Consider the following 15,669-nt stretch of genomic DNA (forward strand, 5'->3'; position numbering starts at 1 on the left):
AAATAAGTGGTTAAGCCGTGCATGCTCTTAATTTAGCGAAGTGCACGGGATAATTTTGGCGAATGTGTCGCTGCTCTCTAACCATATCTTTAAAGCTAGGGCCTTTGGACAATAGAATAATCACTTCGTTTTTGTCTAGGCGCAGTACTTCGCCTTCAATCCTGATTTCACTGTCATCATGTAGGTTTAGGGTACCCGATAAATCTAGCCCATGGTGTACTGCAACAGGATCATCAATGACGAAACGAATGCCTTTCTCAGACACTTCAGTCACATGGAAAAGACGTTCATGAATCCTTATGATCGGCCTCGCTCGTTTTGGGTACTTTAGCCGATAATACTGGCGCTTTTGCTCTGGATTTTCACTCATATGACAACCACTCCATTCTACTTCTTATCCCTAACTATGTGAGTAATGCATCCACATATGAATTAATCTATCTAGTATTCTTATACTATGGTTTCGACCTATCACCGTTTAACTTTAGCATAATGGGCCCAGACTATCCAAAATACGCCGAATAGTTGGCTTCAACATTTCCTAGCGCTAATTAATGAATCTGTTGGCTCTACCGTTATCATCTGTTCCGCTTTATTTTTGCGAATAGAATGACTTTCTCAATTTTTGTCCACTCTATTACTTTTTGATTCTACGACCGTTTTTTTCGATTCTTTTAAAAGCACGAAAAAAGTCTCAGAATTAGGGCGAAATCGGTTTGACGCTCATGTGATTAGCTTCTAAATTTTGTTATTAAGTCTGTTAACTAGGAGGTCATTGAGGATGAAAAGAGCAAGCACTGCATATCGATTACAACTCATAAAAGAGGTCGCGACACGAAAGCAACGTGAACTTTCCAACGACGTAATGGCTAACTATATTCAGCACCTACTGAACGATGGCTCCCACAATGAAGAGTGTGTCGAAAGGAATCACCGATTTAGCGGCAGTCATTTTGATGAAAGTGCCGGGGGATGGGTTAGTGATACCTGGGGGCTAAAATAAGTGGGATCCTATTACGCCGCCTGGATGTTATAAACAAGCTTCTACAAATAAGAGCTTGGAAACAAGTTATTGTAAATAATGGTGTGCGGCGTTACTTCTCTTCTGTCATTCTTTCCTCAAAACACCAAGTATTCCGATTAAAACAGATCTTGCTGAGGGTCACTTGCTTCAATATCAGGTGATTGATCATGTTTTCCTTGCGACATTTTTCGTCGGTACCGTTGTCGACACAATTTTATAACATGAAGCTGCTGTGCCGTTGTCATCGATAACCAGTTAAAACGCTCCTCGCGATTTCGCATGCAGCCTTGACAATACCCTTTTTCATCAGTGAGACAGACTCTTACACAAGGGCTTGGTACAGTAAAGAATTCTAATTGTTCCAAATCAACCCCCTTAAGTCTCTATAATTCAATATGTTAGTTAATAATTATTAAGAGCGTGTTTTAAATTAGCAAAACTGTGACGCAGAGTAAACTATGACTTAGTTCTGACAAAAACACTGTTTTATTAACTATACTTTTTTGCATTCTTAGACCGAATAGCACATTGCTTGGTCATATTTCAGTTCGGAGTTTTATATTATGAAGCTTAGTTTAAAAACGCTCGTTGTTGCTATTTCTGTTCCAGTATTGTTGGCTGCCTGTACAAATGTCAGCGAGGAAGGACAAGTCATCACTCCTAAAGATCTACAGCACCACAACTGGGAACTTGTCCAAATCGATGGTCAAAACATTGTTAAAGATAACGACAATCGACCTGTGCGCTTAGAAGTTGGGGAGAACATGACGGCTAACGGACACGCTGGCTGCAACAATTTCTTTGGACAAGCTGAATTAAACGAAAACCAGTTCCGTATTGAAAAAATGGGCATGACAATGAAAATGTGTGATGACGTTTCAATGAACACCGAAATGGTCATGTCTCAAGTGCTTACCGACTGGAGCAATATGACTCTAACAAAAGACAGCCTAGTACTTGAAAATGATGCACACACGTTAACGTTCACGCTGCGCGACTGGGTAAACTAAACCCGACTTATATACATAAATGTACTCGCTCAAACAAAAGAACGGTTCGCCGTTCTTTTTTCGTATTAGAAGTCTACTTAGTAACGCTTTCGCTTCGCACGTTAGCGCTTTTCACGAACTTTAAAAAAACCCATCACTGATTGTAATCGTTGTGCCTGCGTACTCATTTCATTTGACGTGGAAGAAAGCTGAACTGAGCTTGAAGCATTCTGTTCAGTAATGACCGTGAGTTGTTTCATGGCATCGTTGATCTGCTCGATCCCTGCTGATTGCTCATCGGAAGCGTGATTGATTTCTTGAACTAAACCGGATGTTTTGTTGATCGAAGGGACAATTTGCTCCAACAACCGTCCTGCTGTTTCAGCCAAAATAACACTGTCAGATGCAACGTCTCCGATTTCTTGGGCTGCTCTTTGGCTCCGTTCAGCTAACTTTCTCACTTCTGCTGCCACGACCGAAAACCCTTTACCATGTTCCCCCGCTCTGGCGGCTTCAATCGTTGCGTTCAATGCCAGTAGATTCGTTTGGTAAGCGATATCATCGATGATGCTTATTCTATCCGCTATTTTTTTCATCGCGATTACCGTTTGCTCAACCGCGACTTTCCCCTCTTGCGCTTCAAAGGTCGCTTTAGAGGCCATATCATCCGTTACCTTGGCATTTTGAGTGTTCAATTTAATCAAAGCAGTCATGTCTTCCATTGAGTCTCTCGTTTGCTCAACACTGGAAGCCTGAGTCACAGAAGAACGGCTCATCGAGTATGCTGTTGCGCTCACCTTTTCTGATGCACTGGCTAAGCTGTTTGATGTACTTCTTACTTCACCAATGATGCCTGAGAGTTGTTGTACCATATGCTTCATCGCTTTGAGCAATTGTCCTGTCTCATCTTCGCTGTCAATTGAAATGTTTGACGTTAAATCCCCTTTAGCGAGTCGATTAGCAATCAATACGGCTTTTCGAACAGGAACCGTAATTATTTTCGTAATAATAGTGGCAAGAATAGCGCCCAAAAATACCGCGATGAAGCTAATTGCGATAACAAATGCTTTCGATTGATCATTTGAGGTCTGTAACCGAGGGCCTAGCAAATCTTGCCTCTCTTTAATGGCGAGTTTGAAACCTTCTATGAGTTTGGCGGATTGTTCTCCTACCAAATCTAGCTTTTCACTCTTTAATCGATTTCGTTCCTCAATAACCGAAACAAGCTCATTAAAAGCGATTATATATTGCCCATTGAGTACCGTTGCCTTGTCAATGATGGCACGATGCCTTGGGTTATTGGTTTGATGTGTTATTTGACCGAATGTGTGTAAATAGTGTTTAAATTCATTTTGCACCCGAACGACATCTTTTGAGTCATTACCATTGAGGAATTGACTCACATACAGCCTAGCCAACAGAAGATGGCGCATTGATTGCGAAACATCGTAGGCCTCATCCATATTACCGTCTTCTTTACTGCCAACGAGTAATGCCGTGATGTATGTTTCGATCTCTGGGCCAAGTTTGTTAAGCGTTTCATGCACTAAAACATGTCGACGCTCAATTTTCTCGATAATTTGATTGAAGGTGACGTCATAAGCCTGTAAATGCTTTTCTACACGCTCAAAAATGGCCTTATCTTCTTTGGTTAAAGCTTCATTCTGAGCTTCGACCATTAAACCGGTTAATGTATCAAAACGAGTTTGCTGCTCATCTAAAAACAGCTCATCTGAACTATCAATGTATTTTAACGCCGCTAAACGTACACTTAATAAATTAGCTTGTACTCGGCCTGCATTATTGGTGTTTCTAGCCAGTGAACGATAATCTGCGAACCCCGATGAAGCGGTTTGAAGCGCATTAAAAGCAAGATATGCCGTGATCATCAGAAGCAACAAGACTGATGCAAAACCAAGCCCTAGCCGCATTCCAATCTTCATATTTCTAAACATTAAAACCACCCCAATGAGAGCAGAACTCGATCCTCATTAACCTTATGTCCTTTTAGAGCAACGGCTAAAAGGGAAATCCCTCTGTTTTAAAAAGAATACCTGAATGACAGGTATTCTTTTTAAACTAGCTGACTTCACTTTCTATTCAATACCTCTGTACTACAACAATATTAGAACGATCCTAGGCAATTGCATGGTTTAAAGAGGTTTAAAGTAAATATTGACCACAAAAGACGCGGCCATTACAGAACAAAATGCCTGGTTCTTGCCGGCACTTGGCCACACTTTTCATTTAATTCTATCTTTACTGTAATCTTTTTTGCTCTTTACGGGTCTCTAGAAACATCGCCTACACACCCTAATTCATTAACTGGGCTGTTCTGGATGCATTTATGACAATCATTAAGTAAATAGTATTGATAAATGAATGAGATAGATTAGTATTTCTAGTTAATGGAACATAAAAACTTCACTGGTATTATTTAACATGGATAAGGTTATGAAGACGCTACTTAGTACGATGTTACTAACGACGGCCACATTGGCAACTCAAGCTCTGGCAACGGATTGGACAACGATTGAATCCCAAGCAAAAGGGCAAACGGTCTATTTCCATGCTTGGGGTGGAAGTCAAGAGATCAACCGCTATATTCAATGGGCGGGATCAGAGCTTGCCGAACAATATGACGTTACACTGAAACACGTTAAAGTGACCGATATTGCTGAAACAACAACGCGACTGATTGCGGAAAAAGCCGCAGGAAAAAACGAAGGCGGCAGTGTCGATATTGTCTGGATCAATGGAGAGAACTTCAAATCCATGAAAGACAACCAACTTCTATTTGGTCCTTTCACGCAATCACTGCCGAATTGGCAATATGTCGATAAGTCACTGCCCATTGATGTGGACTTTTCAGAGCCAACACTTGGATTGGAAGCCCCTTGGGGTGTTGGTCAGCTGGTCTTTATTCATGACAGCAAGACATTAAACAACCCACCTAAATCCTTTGCTGAGATGCTCAATTACGCAAAAGCATTCCCTAATAAGGTCAGTTATCCTCGCCCACCTGAATTCCACGGGACAAGCTTTCTTAAAGCACTACTCATCGAGTTGACCGATAATGATCCTGCGCTAGCAAAACAGGTTTCCGAGAGTGATTTTAATGCCGTCACGGAATCTCTTTGGTCCTATCTCAACGAATTACACACTGTCGCTTGGCGTGGAGGAAGACAATTTCCAGCGGGTACAACGGAAACCATTCAATTGTTAGATGACGGCCAACTGGATTTAGCGATCAGCTTCAACCCGAATTCCGTCTTTTCTTCTCAAGCTAGCGGTAAACTCGCGATGTCGACCAAAGCCTATGCCATGGACGCTGGAGCCCTTTCTAACATCCATTTCCTTGCGATCCCATGGAACTCAAGTGCGAATGCTGGCGCGCAAGTCGCGATTAACTTTTTACTAAGTCCTGAAGCTCAATCTCGAAAAGGGGATTTGTCGGTATGGGGGGATCCATCCGTATTGAGCAGCCAGTACCTAACAGGTAGTGCCAAAAACACGCAGCAGTTTAAGTCCGTCTCTGAACCTCACCCTAGTTGGCAAGCAGCTCTTGAAAAAGCTTGGCTTGAACGCTACGGAAACTGATTCTAGATGTTGAGAGCGCTGTACCCTTTCATTATCCTGATCTGTTTTATTCCGACTATCCCTGGGGTAGTCGGTGTGATCGCTTCGTCTTTAAGCTATATACCGCCGATAAACATGCACACCCTCTCTTTTCTTGGGTTTCGGTGGGCGTTTGAATGGCAAGGTGTCTGGCAGTCCATCGGGCTCTCTTTGTTTTCAGCACTGGCCAGTAGTTATCTTGCTGCATTGCTTTCTTTTGCAATCTTATTATCTTGTTGGGGAAAGCGGTTGTGGAATAAGATTGAGTTAGCACTATCACCGCTACTCGCTCTTCCCCACGTTGCTTTTGCGATTGGCTTTGCTTTTCTTTTCGCTCCAACAGGTCTTATTTCTCGAGTGCTGTTCAATTCTGTTGGCTATGACGTGAATCAGCAAACGGTCAATGATCTTCCTTTGTTAGTGAACGACCCTTATGCCATTGGTCTTGTGGTTATGCTTGCTCTAAAAGAAATTCCTTTCTTATTACTAATGAGCATGTCGATACTCAAGCAAATGAATGTTGCCCAACTAGAAAAAGTGACCGCTTCGTTGGGGTATAACCGGTCTCAAACATGGTGGAAGTGCATTTTCCCCCAGTGGATTAGGAAAATGCGCTTTCCCTTACTGGCGGTGCTTGCTTACAGTTTATCGGTTGTTGATATTGCTCTGATCATTGGCCCGACTAACCCACCTACCTTTGCCGTACTGGTTTGGCAATGGTTTAGTGACCCAGACTTAACGTTGCTTCCTCGTGCAGCCGCGGGCGCCATGGTTCTGTTTCTCTTAGCGTCCTTATTAATGGGGTTTGCTCGCTTATTTGAATGGGTATTCATTCAGAGGCTTCGAGGTTGGCAGTTCTCTGGTCGGTATGGCAAATCGTTAGGTGGAAAACCTGCACTAGTCACGGTATTCGCCTTATCGACATTAATCATTCCTTTGACGGTCGTGTGGAGCTTCGCTCAGCGATGGCGATTCCCGGATTTACTGCCTAGCAACTTTACGACTCGTTATTGGCAATATGAATGGTTTGGTCTTTTAGACAATATTCTACAAAGTCTGACGCTCGCACTTGCCTGCGCTTCAATGGCTCTAGTCCTTGCCGTGATTGCTCACGAGTATCGCCTGAAACATCGTTGGGCACTGTCTGATTACCTCATCGCCATTCCAATGTTGATTCCACAGCTGTCTATTTTATTTGGAATCCAGATCATAACCTTATATATCAATCAAAGCAGTTACTTCCTTTGGACTCTTTGGTCTCATGTGTTTTTCGCCTTTCCTTTTGTCTATTTGTCTCTCGATGGCGCTTGGCGAAGCTATAATAGTAACTTAACGAAATCGGCTTTAAGCCTTGGAAAACACCCTATTAGTGTTTGGTGGAAGATAAAAATGCCTCTTCTCTTTCCCAGCCTGATTTTTGCTTGGGCGATTGGTGCCAGTGTCAGTTTGGCTCAATATCTACCCACATTAATGTTAGGCGCAGGTCGAATTACCACGATTACCACTGAAGCGGTTGCTCTTTCGAGTGGCTTTGATCGACGAGTCACTGCAATTTATGCGCTATGGCAAATGCTGTTGCCCTTGCTCTTTTTCTCTACAGCAATTCTATTAAGTCGATTTAGCGTTCGCTCTCGTAAACTTTCTAATAAAGGTCTATTACCGAATGAGTCTTTGTCTCAAAAACCTTTCCATCATTAAAAAAAATGGCGAACCTCTATTTTCGTCTATCACTATGACTATCGATAATGGTGAGATCCTCACTCTCATGGGCCCTAGTGGTTGTGGAAAATCGACCCTGTTAGATCTTGTTGCGGGTCATCTTTCAAATGAATTTGATTATGACGGTCAAGTCACACTCAACGGGAAAGATCTATCTCAGCTTGAGGCACATAGACGTGACGTGGGTATTCTATTTCAAGATGATTTGTTGTTTCCGCACCTATGTGTTTGGGAAAACCTGGCTTTTGCTTTACCTAATCACTTAAAAGGCGCAGTCCGAAAGAAGCAGGCACTAGAAGCCCTTGAAGCCATTTCACTGACTCAACTGGCCAACGCCTTCCCTGATCAAATATCTGGCGGCCAGCGCGCTCGCATAAGCCTAACTCGCATGTTACTGGCTAAACCAAAGCTCGCGTTGCTCGATGAACCATTCAGTAAGCTAGATAAAGAATTACGAGGTCAATTTAGAGACTGGGTCATTAATGAGCTTAGCAACGCCAACATACCAACATTGATGGTTACGCACGACAAGGAAGACGTGCCACCAAACAGTAAGGTGTATAGCTGGCCTTGGGAGACGCATCATGCTTGATAGTCTTAGTATCAAAATGATTCGATGGCCGTTAGCAACCGCAGCAAAAGGACTGAATCGCGTCGGCATTACTGCCAATCAGACAACTTTATTCGGATTTGTCATTGGTTGTCTAGCTCTGCCCGTTTTGGCTCTAGAGCAATATCACCTGGCTTTGTTTCTGATTGTTACTAACCGCGTTTGTGATGGGCTTGATGGCGCACTCGCACGCATTCAGGGGATAAGCGATGCAGGCGGGTTTCTCGACATCAGTTTAGATTTCATTTTCTACTCGCTTATCCCATTTGGGTTCATCTTAGCCAACCCTGATCAAAACGCGATTGCCGGTGCTTTTTTGATTTTTTCGTTCATCGGGACGGGAACAAGTTTCTTAGCCTTTGCGGTGATGGCAGGCAAGCGAGGAATTGAAAACCCAGTGTATAAGCATAAATCGCTGTATTACATGAGCGGGTTGACTGAAGGGACAGAAACCATCGCGTGTTTCATTGCCTTCTGTTTGTTCCCAATGCACTTCGCTCTCATCGCTTATATTTATTCAGCTGCGTGTTGGTTTACGACCGCAAACCGTATCTACTCGGGGTTCCATACTCTGAATGAAACCAAATAAAAAAGTAGCGCTAAAGAGCGCTACTTTTTTATGCATCATATGTGTTACCAAAGCCACGATTTAACTGAACACGAGCGCTTTTAGGCACGCTTCAGGATCTGTATCAATAAACTCTGGAGGATTGTCCAATCGATACTGGAATGAAAGGCTTGGCGCTTCTTCTTTCATGCTATCGACAAGGAATTCACTGTTCACGACAGGCGAATTAACGCACGCAAGAACTTCACCACCTTCCGTTAAAAGATCAGGCAGTCGGCGTAAGATTTTCTTGTAATCCTTAGTCAAGGCGAAGCTACCTTTTTGAAACGAAGGCGGGTCAATGATGATTAAATCATACTGCCCCATCTTCTTGATCTTTCCCCAAGACTTAAAGATGTCATAGCCAAGGTAGTTGACTGACCGCGCGTCATGCTCATTCAATCGGTGATTTTCACGACCCTTGCTCAGTGATGATTTCGACATATCGACGTTCACAACTTTGGTCGCGCCACCTTCTATTGCCGCAACGGAAAAACCACAGGTGTAAGCGAATAGATTAAGCACATTTTTCTTCTCAGACCGTTCTTTTACCCATTCACGACCTAAGCGCATGTCTAAGAACAAACCAAAGTTCTGGTTTCGGCCGATGTCCAGCTGATACTTTAATTCACTTTCTGTCACGACAGGCCTAGACTCTAACTCGCCAACTAAAACTTCAGAGGGCGCACCGTCGGTATATCGATGTTGAACAACGATGCAAGAACCAGACTTCTCTAGCCAAGGAGACGTTTGGGTAAACGCTAGCAAACCATTTTTTAGGCTCATTAGGAACGCATCATCCACTGACTTAAACAAACTAACGATCATCTGACCCTGCAGCCAGTCACAGGTCATCTGCTCAAGTCCTTGCCAGTTGTGTCCTCTGCCATGAAAAAGGCGACGCAATTCATTCGGCGCTTGTGCGAGTTCAGATTCGATATGTGCAAAAAAGATCGGTAGTTGGGAAACCTGCATATTCTTCTCTATCAATATTTGATTATTAGTTACGTTATTTTTTGTCTTATTTTGGTTTAGGGCCATTTTTAAGCTTTGGCCAAGCCAACAAGTCGGGCTTTAGCCATGTTGAAATGCCTTCACTCACCAACGGCTCATGCCACTTCTCACCTAACGTGGAATACTCTCTGGGATCGCAAACAAACTGAAACTCTAACGCCTTATATGTGAAGTTAAGAGCAAAAGCATGGAGGTAGCCACGATCGGCTTGACTGCTGGTATTGTAAATCGAATCACCAACAATACTAGAGCCAACAGAATTAAGAGCAACACGTATCTGATGCGTTTTTCCTGTATGGGGTTTGCATAAGAATAAGCGCTCACCAGGCTCACCAGGCAGCGACATAAACTGTGTAATTGCTGGGTTGTTTTGAGACTTAGTTAATTTCCAGCTTGATCGACGAGAACGTTCCATATCCCCAATAATAAGACCCTGTTTCTTCTTGGGTTTTTTACTGCTAATTGCGAGATAAAACTTCGCGACTTCTCGATTAGCAAAGGCTCTGGAAAGTGAGCTAGCGCTTTCTTTGTTTCGCCCTAATAGCAGAATCCCAGATGTCATCTTGTCCAGTCGGTGTACTAAATACAACTGATCATCGCCACTTTGGCGTCCAACTTCTTGAAGGAGCATGGTATCACCATCGTCTTTGTGGACAGACACGTTAGGGTGTTTGTTGATAACAAGAAAATCTGTATGGGTATAAAGTATATCAAACATCAGGCTAGCTCCATTTTCGAGTTGGAGTATACCCAGTATCACGTAGGATGCCAGTGGTAGTTGACGTTCCACCTCTGTCTATCCCATATGCACTGCTAAAAAACAAAAAGCGAGAAACAAATAAATGCTTCTCGCTTTTCAATTCAATAAAGCCAGCGACAAAGCGCTGGCTCTACGGAGAACTTACAACTTCTTAGAGATGAAGCCAGATACTATGATAACGCCTAAGCCAATCAGCATGATTGCACCTTTACCACTATCAAAGCCTGCCTTAATGCCTGCGATAGCAACAATCGCTACAGCAAAAGGAATCACATACTTCACTAGGTTGTACCAAAGACCGAATAGAGGGAATTTGATCGTACCGTCGTTAGTGATTTCTTTTTCAAGATCTTCACGGTTAAGTCTCCAACCCGCAAAGATACATATCAGCATACCGCCAACCGCTAGGAAGATTTTGTCTGTTAGCAGGTCAAATACATCGAATGCACCTGTACCAAACAATTGAGGACCTAAGCCACCTAGAGAAATTGAAGAGAACACACACAACACAGCCATTACTGACGCAGCAAGGCCAACCGCTGTCGTACGTTTTAGCCCTTTCTCATCAATTAAGTACGATACAACCACTTCAAGTAGTGAAACAGATGATGTGAGTGCGGCCACACTTAAACCAACAAAGAACATCAGAGCAAACATTAGGCCAATCGCGCCCATTTCAGCAAATAGCTGAGGAACAACAACGAATACTAAGCCAGGACCAGCAGATGGTGCCATTCCGAATGCAAACATTGCTGGGAACATTGCAACACCAGCAAGGATAGCAACACTGGTATCCATAGCCGTAACCATAGCCGTCGTTTGAACCAAGTTCTCTTTCTTCTTCAGGTAGCTACCGTATGTGATCATACAACCCATACCTAAGCTTAGAGAGAAAAACGCTTGCCCTAGAGCAGCCAACACTACGCTACTGTCTACCTTTGAAAAGTCTGGTTTGAATAGGAACTCAAGACCCGCGCTTGCACCCGGTAGCATCATTCCTTTAACAGAAACAATAATTAGGATGATGAATAGCATAGGCATTAGAATTTTGCCTGCTTTTTCGATACCACCAGAAATACCGCGAGCAACGATAGCGATGTTTAGAAGTAGGTAAAGACCCATCCACATCAACGGCTCAATTGGGTTAGAAATAAAGTTACCAAAACTATCACCAATCGCTTCAGGCGCACTTAGTAGTCCGGTTGCCAGTTTGTAGATATAAGCAATTGCCCAACCACCAACGACTGGGTAAAAGCCCATAATTAACAAGCCACTAACAACACCTAGCACACCAACAAATGACCAACGTCGGTCTGTCGATTTAAAAGCCCCTACCGCTGAAACACCGGTCTTACGACCAACAGCAAATTCCGTCAGCATGACACTAAAACCGATAAAGATCACAAATAGAAGGTAAATTAAAACGAACGCACCGCCGCCGCTTTCACCTGCTGTATACGGAAATTTCCAAATATTACCTAGGCCTACAGCTGAACCTGCTGCTGCCATTACGAATCCAAGTTTCGACCCCCAGGTATCACGGGGTGCTGTGGTTGTATTAGTCGCCACGTTATCTCCAAATCTTTAGTTGTGTTTGTCTTATTTGGCGTCCAAAAGGTAGAGTGTAAAGTTAGAGTGTAAACCAAACAATACACCTCACAAAGGTTATGTGACGCTCATGCCTAGCAAGTAAACCAGTTTGCGATTAAAATTGGAACCCCACAAAGTATAAATTACGGCCTACAATCCCAATTTGCAGTTTATCTGTTGCATTTTTAGCCAAGAAGATCCTTCTAATTCTATTTTTTACTAAAATTTAACAATATTATACTGTTACTGATTTCATATTAGTGCATTTACACGTTTCTATATTCTCAGATTCCCATTACTATCAAACTTCTCTCATTCAATGTTGTGTGTATATGGATAAGTTTTATCACTTTCTTACGCTAGCAAGTATTGGCATTTACTGGTTTTTAGTGGCTGGTGTAACCTTACGAATTGTACTGAAAAGGCGAGCTGTTAGTGTTTCGCTTGCTTGGCTTATGATCATTTACATTGTTCCTGTTGTCGGCGTAGCCTGCTATTTTCTTTTCGGTGAGCTCAATTTAGGTCGTAAACGTGCGGAACGAGCCAAAGAGATGTTTACCCCCTTTCAGCATTGGTTTCGTCAATTGAACCACTGCCAAGCGCACCTTCCAGAGTCACTCGATGGCCATATCTCCAAGATTGACGAGCTGTGTAATAACCGCATGAGCATACCTGCGCTTGTCGGCAATTCTTTGTCTTTACAAAACTCACCTGACGAGATTCTTCATTCCATCATTGAAGATGTAGAAAAAGCACAACACAGCATCAGTATGGTGTTTTATATCTGGCATCCAGGAGGGTTGGCTGATTCGGTTGCCAGTGCCCTGATTCAAGCAACTAAGAGAGGGGTTAAAATTAAACTGATGCTCGATTCTGCTGGAAGCCCACGTTTTTTCAAAAGCCCTTGGTACCAGATGATGAAAGATTCAGGTATTCAAGTGGTTCAAGCTTTAGAGGTCAGCCCATGGCGGATGTTTTTACGCCGTCTTGATCTTCGTCAGCACCGCAAGATTATTGTCATCGATGATACGATTGCCTATACAGGTTCAATGAATCTTGTCGACCCGGCTTTTTTCAAACAAAACGCCGCTGTTGGTCAATGGATTGATATCATGATCCGTATTACTGGCCCGACGGTTAATGTTTTATCCGCCATTCATAGTTGGGACTGGGAAGTTGAAACGGGCCAACGTCACTTACCCAAACAGCCTGAATGTACGCTTAAGCCAAATGAACAACAAAACCCCGTTCAGGTGGTTCCTTCAGGCCCAGGCATGCCAGAGCACTTAATCATGCAAGTTCTCGCTCTTGCTATGCATCAGGCCAATCATTCGGTCAAAATCACGACCCCGTACTTTGTACCAAGCAACGATTTACTTGAGACCATAAAACTGACCGCTCAGCGAGGCGTTTCCGTTGATATCATCATCCCTCATAAAAATGATTCAATCATGGTTAAGTGGGCATCGCGCGCCTTTTATGGCGATCTGCTCGACGCGGGTGTAAACATTCATGAGTTTCATGGGGGGTTGTTGCACACAAAATCGGTCGTTATTGATGACCATTTCTGCCTTGTCGGAACCGTCAACATGGATATGCGTAGCTTGTGGCTTAATTTTGAAGTGACTTTAGCGGTCCAAGACTCAGCGTTTACTAAAGAAATGTCGTGGCTTCAACAGCAATATATTGAGCAGTCTTACCCTGTTGACCAAGAAAAGTGGAAAGAACGCCCACTTCACCATCGATTCTTAGAACGAGCGTTCTTTTTATTCAATCCGCTTCTTTAAAAACGCTCTAGGGGTTGAAATCAATAGCCACTCCATGCTTTAAATAACGTTATAAAAATTCGTAGACAAGGAACTCATATGTCAAAGGGGAAACAAACCCAGCTCATCACCGCTGGGCGAGATAAGAAATGGACCAATGGTGTGGTTAACCCTCCGGTACAACGTGCATCAACCATCGTATTTGATACCGTTGCTGAAAAAAATGCTGCAACATTGAACCGAGCGAATAAAACGCTTTTCTACGGACGCCGAGGAACAAACACACACTTTGCGTTCCAAGATGCAATGACAAAACTGGAAGGCGGTGCAGGGTGCGCACTTTATCCTTGTGGAACTGCCGCAATATCAAACGCCATTTTGTCTTTTGTTGAAACGGGCGATCACATTTTGATGGTCGACACTTGCTACGAACCGACGCGTGATTTTTGTAATACTATTATGAAAAAAATGGGCGTTGAAACCACCTACTACAATCCCCTTGTCGGTGAAGGCATTCGCGACCTTATCAAGCCCAATACCAAGATATTGTTCACCGAGTCCCCGGGTTCTGTAACAATGGAAATTCAAGATATACCAACGTTGTCGCGCATTGCACACGAGCACGATATCATCGTCATGCTCGATAATACATGGGCAGCGGGTGTTAACTTCTCGCCATTTGAATACGGTGTCGATATTTCCATACAAGCGGCGACTAAATACATCGTTGGGCATTCCGATGTCATGCTAGGTACCGCAGTCGCTAATGAAAAGCACTGGCCTCAGCTTAGAGAGCAAAGTTATTTGATGGGCCAATGCGTGTCACCCGACGACGCCTACTTGGCACTACGAGGTATACGCACTCTGGATGTTCGTTTACGACAGCACGCTGAAAATAGTCTTACTATCGCGAAATGGTTAGAAAATCACCCAGATGTCGATCACGTCCGCCATCCGGCTCTGGCTTCCTGTCCCGGCCATGAGTTCTTTGAAAGAGATTTCACTGGTGGAAACGGACTGTTCTCTTTTGTTCTAAAAGAGTCTCACCCGAAGGCGACCACAGCACTGCTCGACGGAATGAGTCATTTCAGCATGGGGTACTCTTGGGGTGGATTTGAAAGCCTAATCTTAGCGAACGAACCTAGAAGCTTTAACAGTTTACGAACCGTTGCAAACCCTAACTTCGAGGGGACTTTGATTCGTATTCATGTAGGCCTTGAAAATGTAGATGATTTAATTGACGATCTAAAATCTGGCCTTGAGCGCTACAAGCAAGCTGTGATTACGACAACCCAATAGTATCAGCAACCTAAATTCAATAGGCCCATCACTCGTACTTATTCTTACTCTGCTGATGGGCTTACGTGGTATTGAGGGCAATCAATAAGATGATCGTTAACCATTCCCATCGCTTGCATAAATGCATAACAAATCGTTTCGCCTACAAATTTAAAACCATGCTTTTTTAGAAATTTGCTCATGGCTGTCGATTCTACTGTGAAAGCGGGCACTTGATCCATAGATGTCCACGCATTAACCCGTGGCTGACCCTCTACAAACTGCCAAAGTGCGTTTGATAGTGAACCATATTCCTGCTGCAGTTTCATTGCGGCGCGTGCATTAGTGTAAACCGATGCTATTTTTCCTTTATGTCTCACTACGTCATAGTGTTCAATAATCATTGCTACATTCGATTCATCTAGCTCGGCAAGTTTTTGTATGTCGTAGTTTAGAAAAGCAGAACGATAGCCTTCCCTCTTTTTCAAAATCGTAATCCAGCTCAACCCCGCTTGTGCGCCTTCCAATGTAATGAACTCGAAAAGAGTGCGATCGTCATAGACAGGACGTCCCCATTCTTCATCGTGGTACTCTTTTTCCAAAGGATGATTCAGTGCCCAAGCACACGTTTCCTTTTTCATTGCTGTTTCTCCTTAAAGAAATAATACCAATCACAGTAAGTAAATGATCAGAA

General features: G+C 43.3%; 15 protein-coding genes. 8 read left to right on the top strand and 7 right to left on the bottom strand.

The window, feature by feature from the left end; translation table 11 throughout:
* Window positions 1-10: 10 nt before the first annotated feature.
* Entirely contained in the window at window positions 11-370 is a 360-nt protein-coding gene (locus A1QO_RS03345; protein WP_017034583.1) for a PilZ domain-containing protein, read from the bottom strand.
* A 411-nt stretch (window positions 371-781) separates the two neighbouring features.
* Here A1QO_RS03345 and A1QO_RS03350 point away from each other — a divergent pair, with 411 nt between their 5' ends.
* Window positions 782-1,003, top strand: coding sequence for a hypothetical protein (locus A1QO_RS03350; RefSeq protein WP_017038452.1), 222 nt, complete (start codon window positions 782-784; stop codon window positions 1,001-1,003).
* A 137-nt stretch (window positions 1,004-1,140) separates the two neighbouring features.
* On the opposite strand, the gene A1QO_RS03355 is transcribed toward A1QO_RS03350, so the two are convergent.
* Complete coding sequence (locus A1QO_RS03355) at window positions 1,141-1,389, bottom strand: DUF1289 domain-containing protein (protein ID WP_017034585.1); 249 nt, start codon at window positions 1,387-1,389, stop codon at window positions 1,141-1,143.
* Between the two features lie 198 nt (window positions 1,390-1,587).
* Here A1QO_RS03355 and A1QO_RS03360 point away from each other — a divergent pair, with 198 nt between their 5' ends.
* Window positions 1,588-2,034 (top strand): META domain-containing protein, encoded by a 447-nt coding sequence (locus A1QO_RS03360; RefSeq protein ID WP_017034586.1) that lies wholly within the window; start codon window positions 1,588-1,590, stop codon window positions 2,032-2,034.
* A 101-nt stretch (window positions 2,035-2,135) separates the two neighbouring features.
* Here A1QO_RS03360 and A1QO_RS03365 read toward each other — a convergent pair whose 3' ends face one another.
* On the bottom strand, window positions 2,136-3,968 hold the full coding sequence (locus A1QO_RS03365; RefSeq protein ID WP_241790392.1) for a HAMP domain-containing methyl-accepting chemotaxis protein: 1,833 nt from the start codon (window positions 3,966-3,968) through the stop codon (window positions 2,136-2,138).
* 520 nt (window positions 3,969-4,488) lie between these two features.
* Between A1QO_RS03365 and A1QO_RS03370 the strand changes: the two genes are divergently transcribed.
* Genes A1QO_RS03370 through A1QO_RS03385 form a run of 4 tightly spaced genes read left to right on the top strand, consistent with a single transcriptional unit; the run spans window position 4,489 to window position 8,549 of the window.
* Window positions 4,489-5,613, top strand: coding sequence for an ABC transporter substrate-binding protein (locus tag A1QO_RS03370; protein ID WP_431354862.1), 1,125 nt, complete (start codon window positions 4,489-4,491; stop codon window positions 5,611-5,613).
* A gap of 6 nt (window positions 5,614-5,619) precedes the next feature.
* Window positions 5,620-7,329: an ABC transporter permease gene (locus A1QO_RS03375; protein WP_017034589.1), complete on the top strand. Its 1,710-nt coding sequence runs from the start codon at window positions 5,620-5,622 to the stop codon at window positions 7,327-7,329.
* The gene (locus A1QO_RS03380; RefSeq protein ID WP_017038455.1) at window positions 7,295-7,942 is read left to right on the top strand and encodes an ATP-binding cassette domain-containing protein; all 648 of its coding nucleotides are present in this window, start codon (window positions 7,295-7,297) and stop codon (window positions 7,940-7,942) included. The genes A1QO_RS03375 and A1QO_RS03380 overlap by 35 nt, the downstream gene beginning before the upstream one ends.
* A complete protein-coding gene (locus A1QO_RS03385; protein ID WP_017038456.1) occupies window positions 7,935-8,549 on the top strand; it encodes a CDP-alcohol phosphatidyltransferase family protein in 615 nt (204 codons plus the stop codon). The genes A1QO_RS03380 and A1QO_RS03385 overlap by 8 nt, the downstream gene beginning before the upstream one ends.
* 60 nt (window positions 8,550-8,609) lie before the next feature.
* On the opposite strand, the gene A1QO_RS03390 is transcribed toward A1QO_RS03385, so the two are convergent.
* From A1QO_RS03390 to A1QO_RS03400, 3 genes are all read right to left on the bottom strand, one after another.
* Window positions 8,610-9,542 carry a class I SAM-dependent methyltransferase gene (locus A1QO_RS03390; RefSeq protein WP_017041071.1) on the bottom strand — a complete coding sequence of 311 codons (933 nt, stop codon included), beginning with the start codon at window positions 9,540-9,542 and terminating at the stop codon, window positions 8,610-8,612.
* 46 nt (window positions 9,543-9,588) lie between these two features.
* Window positions 9,589-10,299 carry a TIGR01621 family pseudouridine synthase gene (locus A1QO_RS03395; RefSeq protein ID WP_017041072.1) on the bottom strand — a complete coding sequence of 237 codons (711 nt, stop codon included), beginning with the start codon at window positions 10,297-10,299 and terminating at the stop codon, window positions 9,589-9,591.
* A 183-nt stretch (window positions 10,300-10,482) separates the two neighbouring features.
* A complete protein-coding gene (locus tag A1QO_RS03400; protein ID WP_083188667.1) occupies window positions 10,483-11,910 on the bottom strand; it encodes a sodium-dependent transporter in 1,428 nt (475 codons plus the stop codon).
* A gap of 353 nt (window positions 11,911-12,263) precedes the next feature.
* Between A1QO_RS03400 and cls the strand changes: the two genes are divergently transcribed.
* Window positions 12,264-13,718: a cardiolipin synthase gene (cls, locus tag A1QO_RS03405; RefSeq protein ID WP_017034595.1), complete on the top strand. Its 1,455-nt coding sequence runs from the start codon at window positions 12,264-12,266 to the stop codon at window positions 13,716-13,718.
* Between the two features lie 78 nt (window positions 13,719-13,796).
* Window positions 13,797-14,996, top strand: a complete 1,200-nt coding sequence (locus A1QO_RS03410; protein WP_017034596.1) for a cystathionine beta-lyase — start codon at window positions 13,797-13,799, stop codon at window positions 14,994-14,996.
* A 44-nt stretch (window positions 14,997-15,040) separates the two neighbouring features.
* Here A1QO_RS03410 and A1QO_RS03415 read toward each other — a convergent pair whose 3' ends face one another.
* Window positions 15,041-15,616 carry a DNA-3-methyladenine glycosylase I gene (locus A1QO_RS03415; protein ID WP_017034597.1) on the bottom strand — a complete coding sequence of 192 codons (576 nt, stop codon included), beginning with the start codon at window positions 15,614-15,616 and terminating at the stop codon, window positions 15,041-15,043.
* Window positions 15,617-15,669: the final 53 nt, after the last annotated feature.

The organism is Vibrio genomosp. F10 str. ZF-129 (assembly GCF_000287055.2).
Lineage (GTDB): Bacteria > Pseudomonadota > Gammaproteobacteria > Enterobacterales > Vibrionaceae > Vibrio.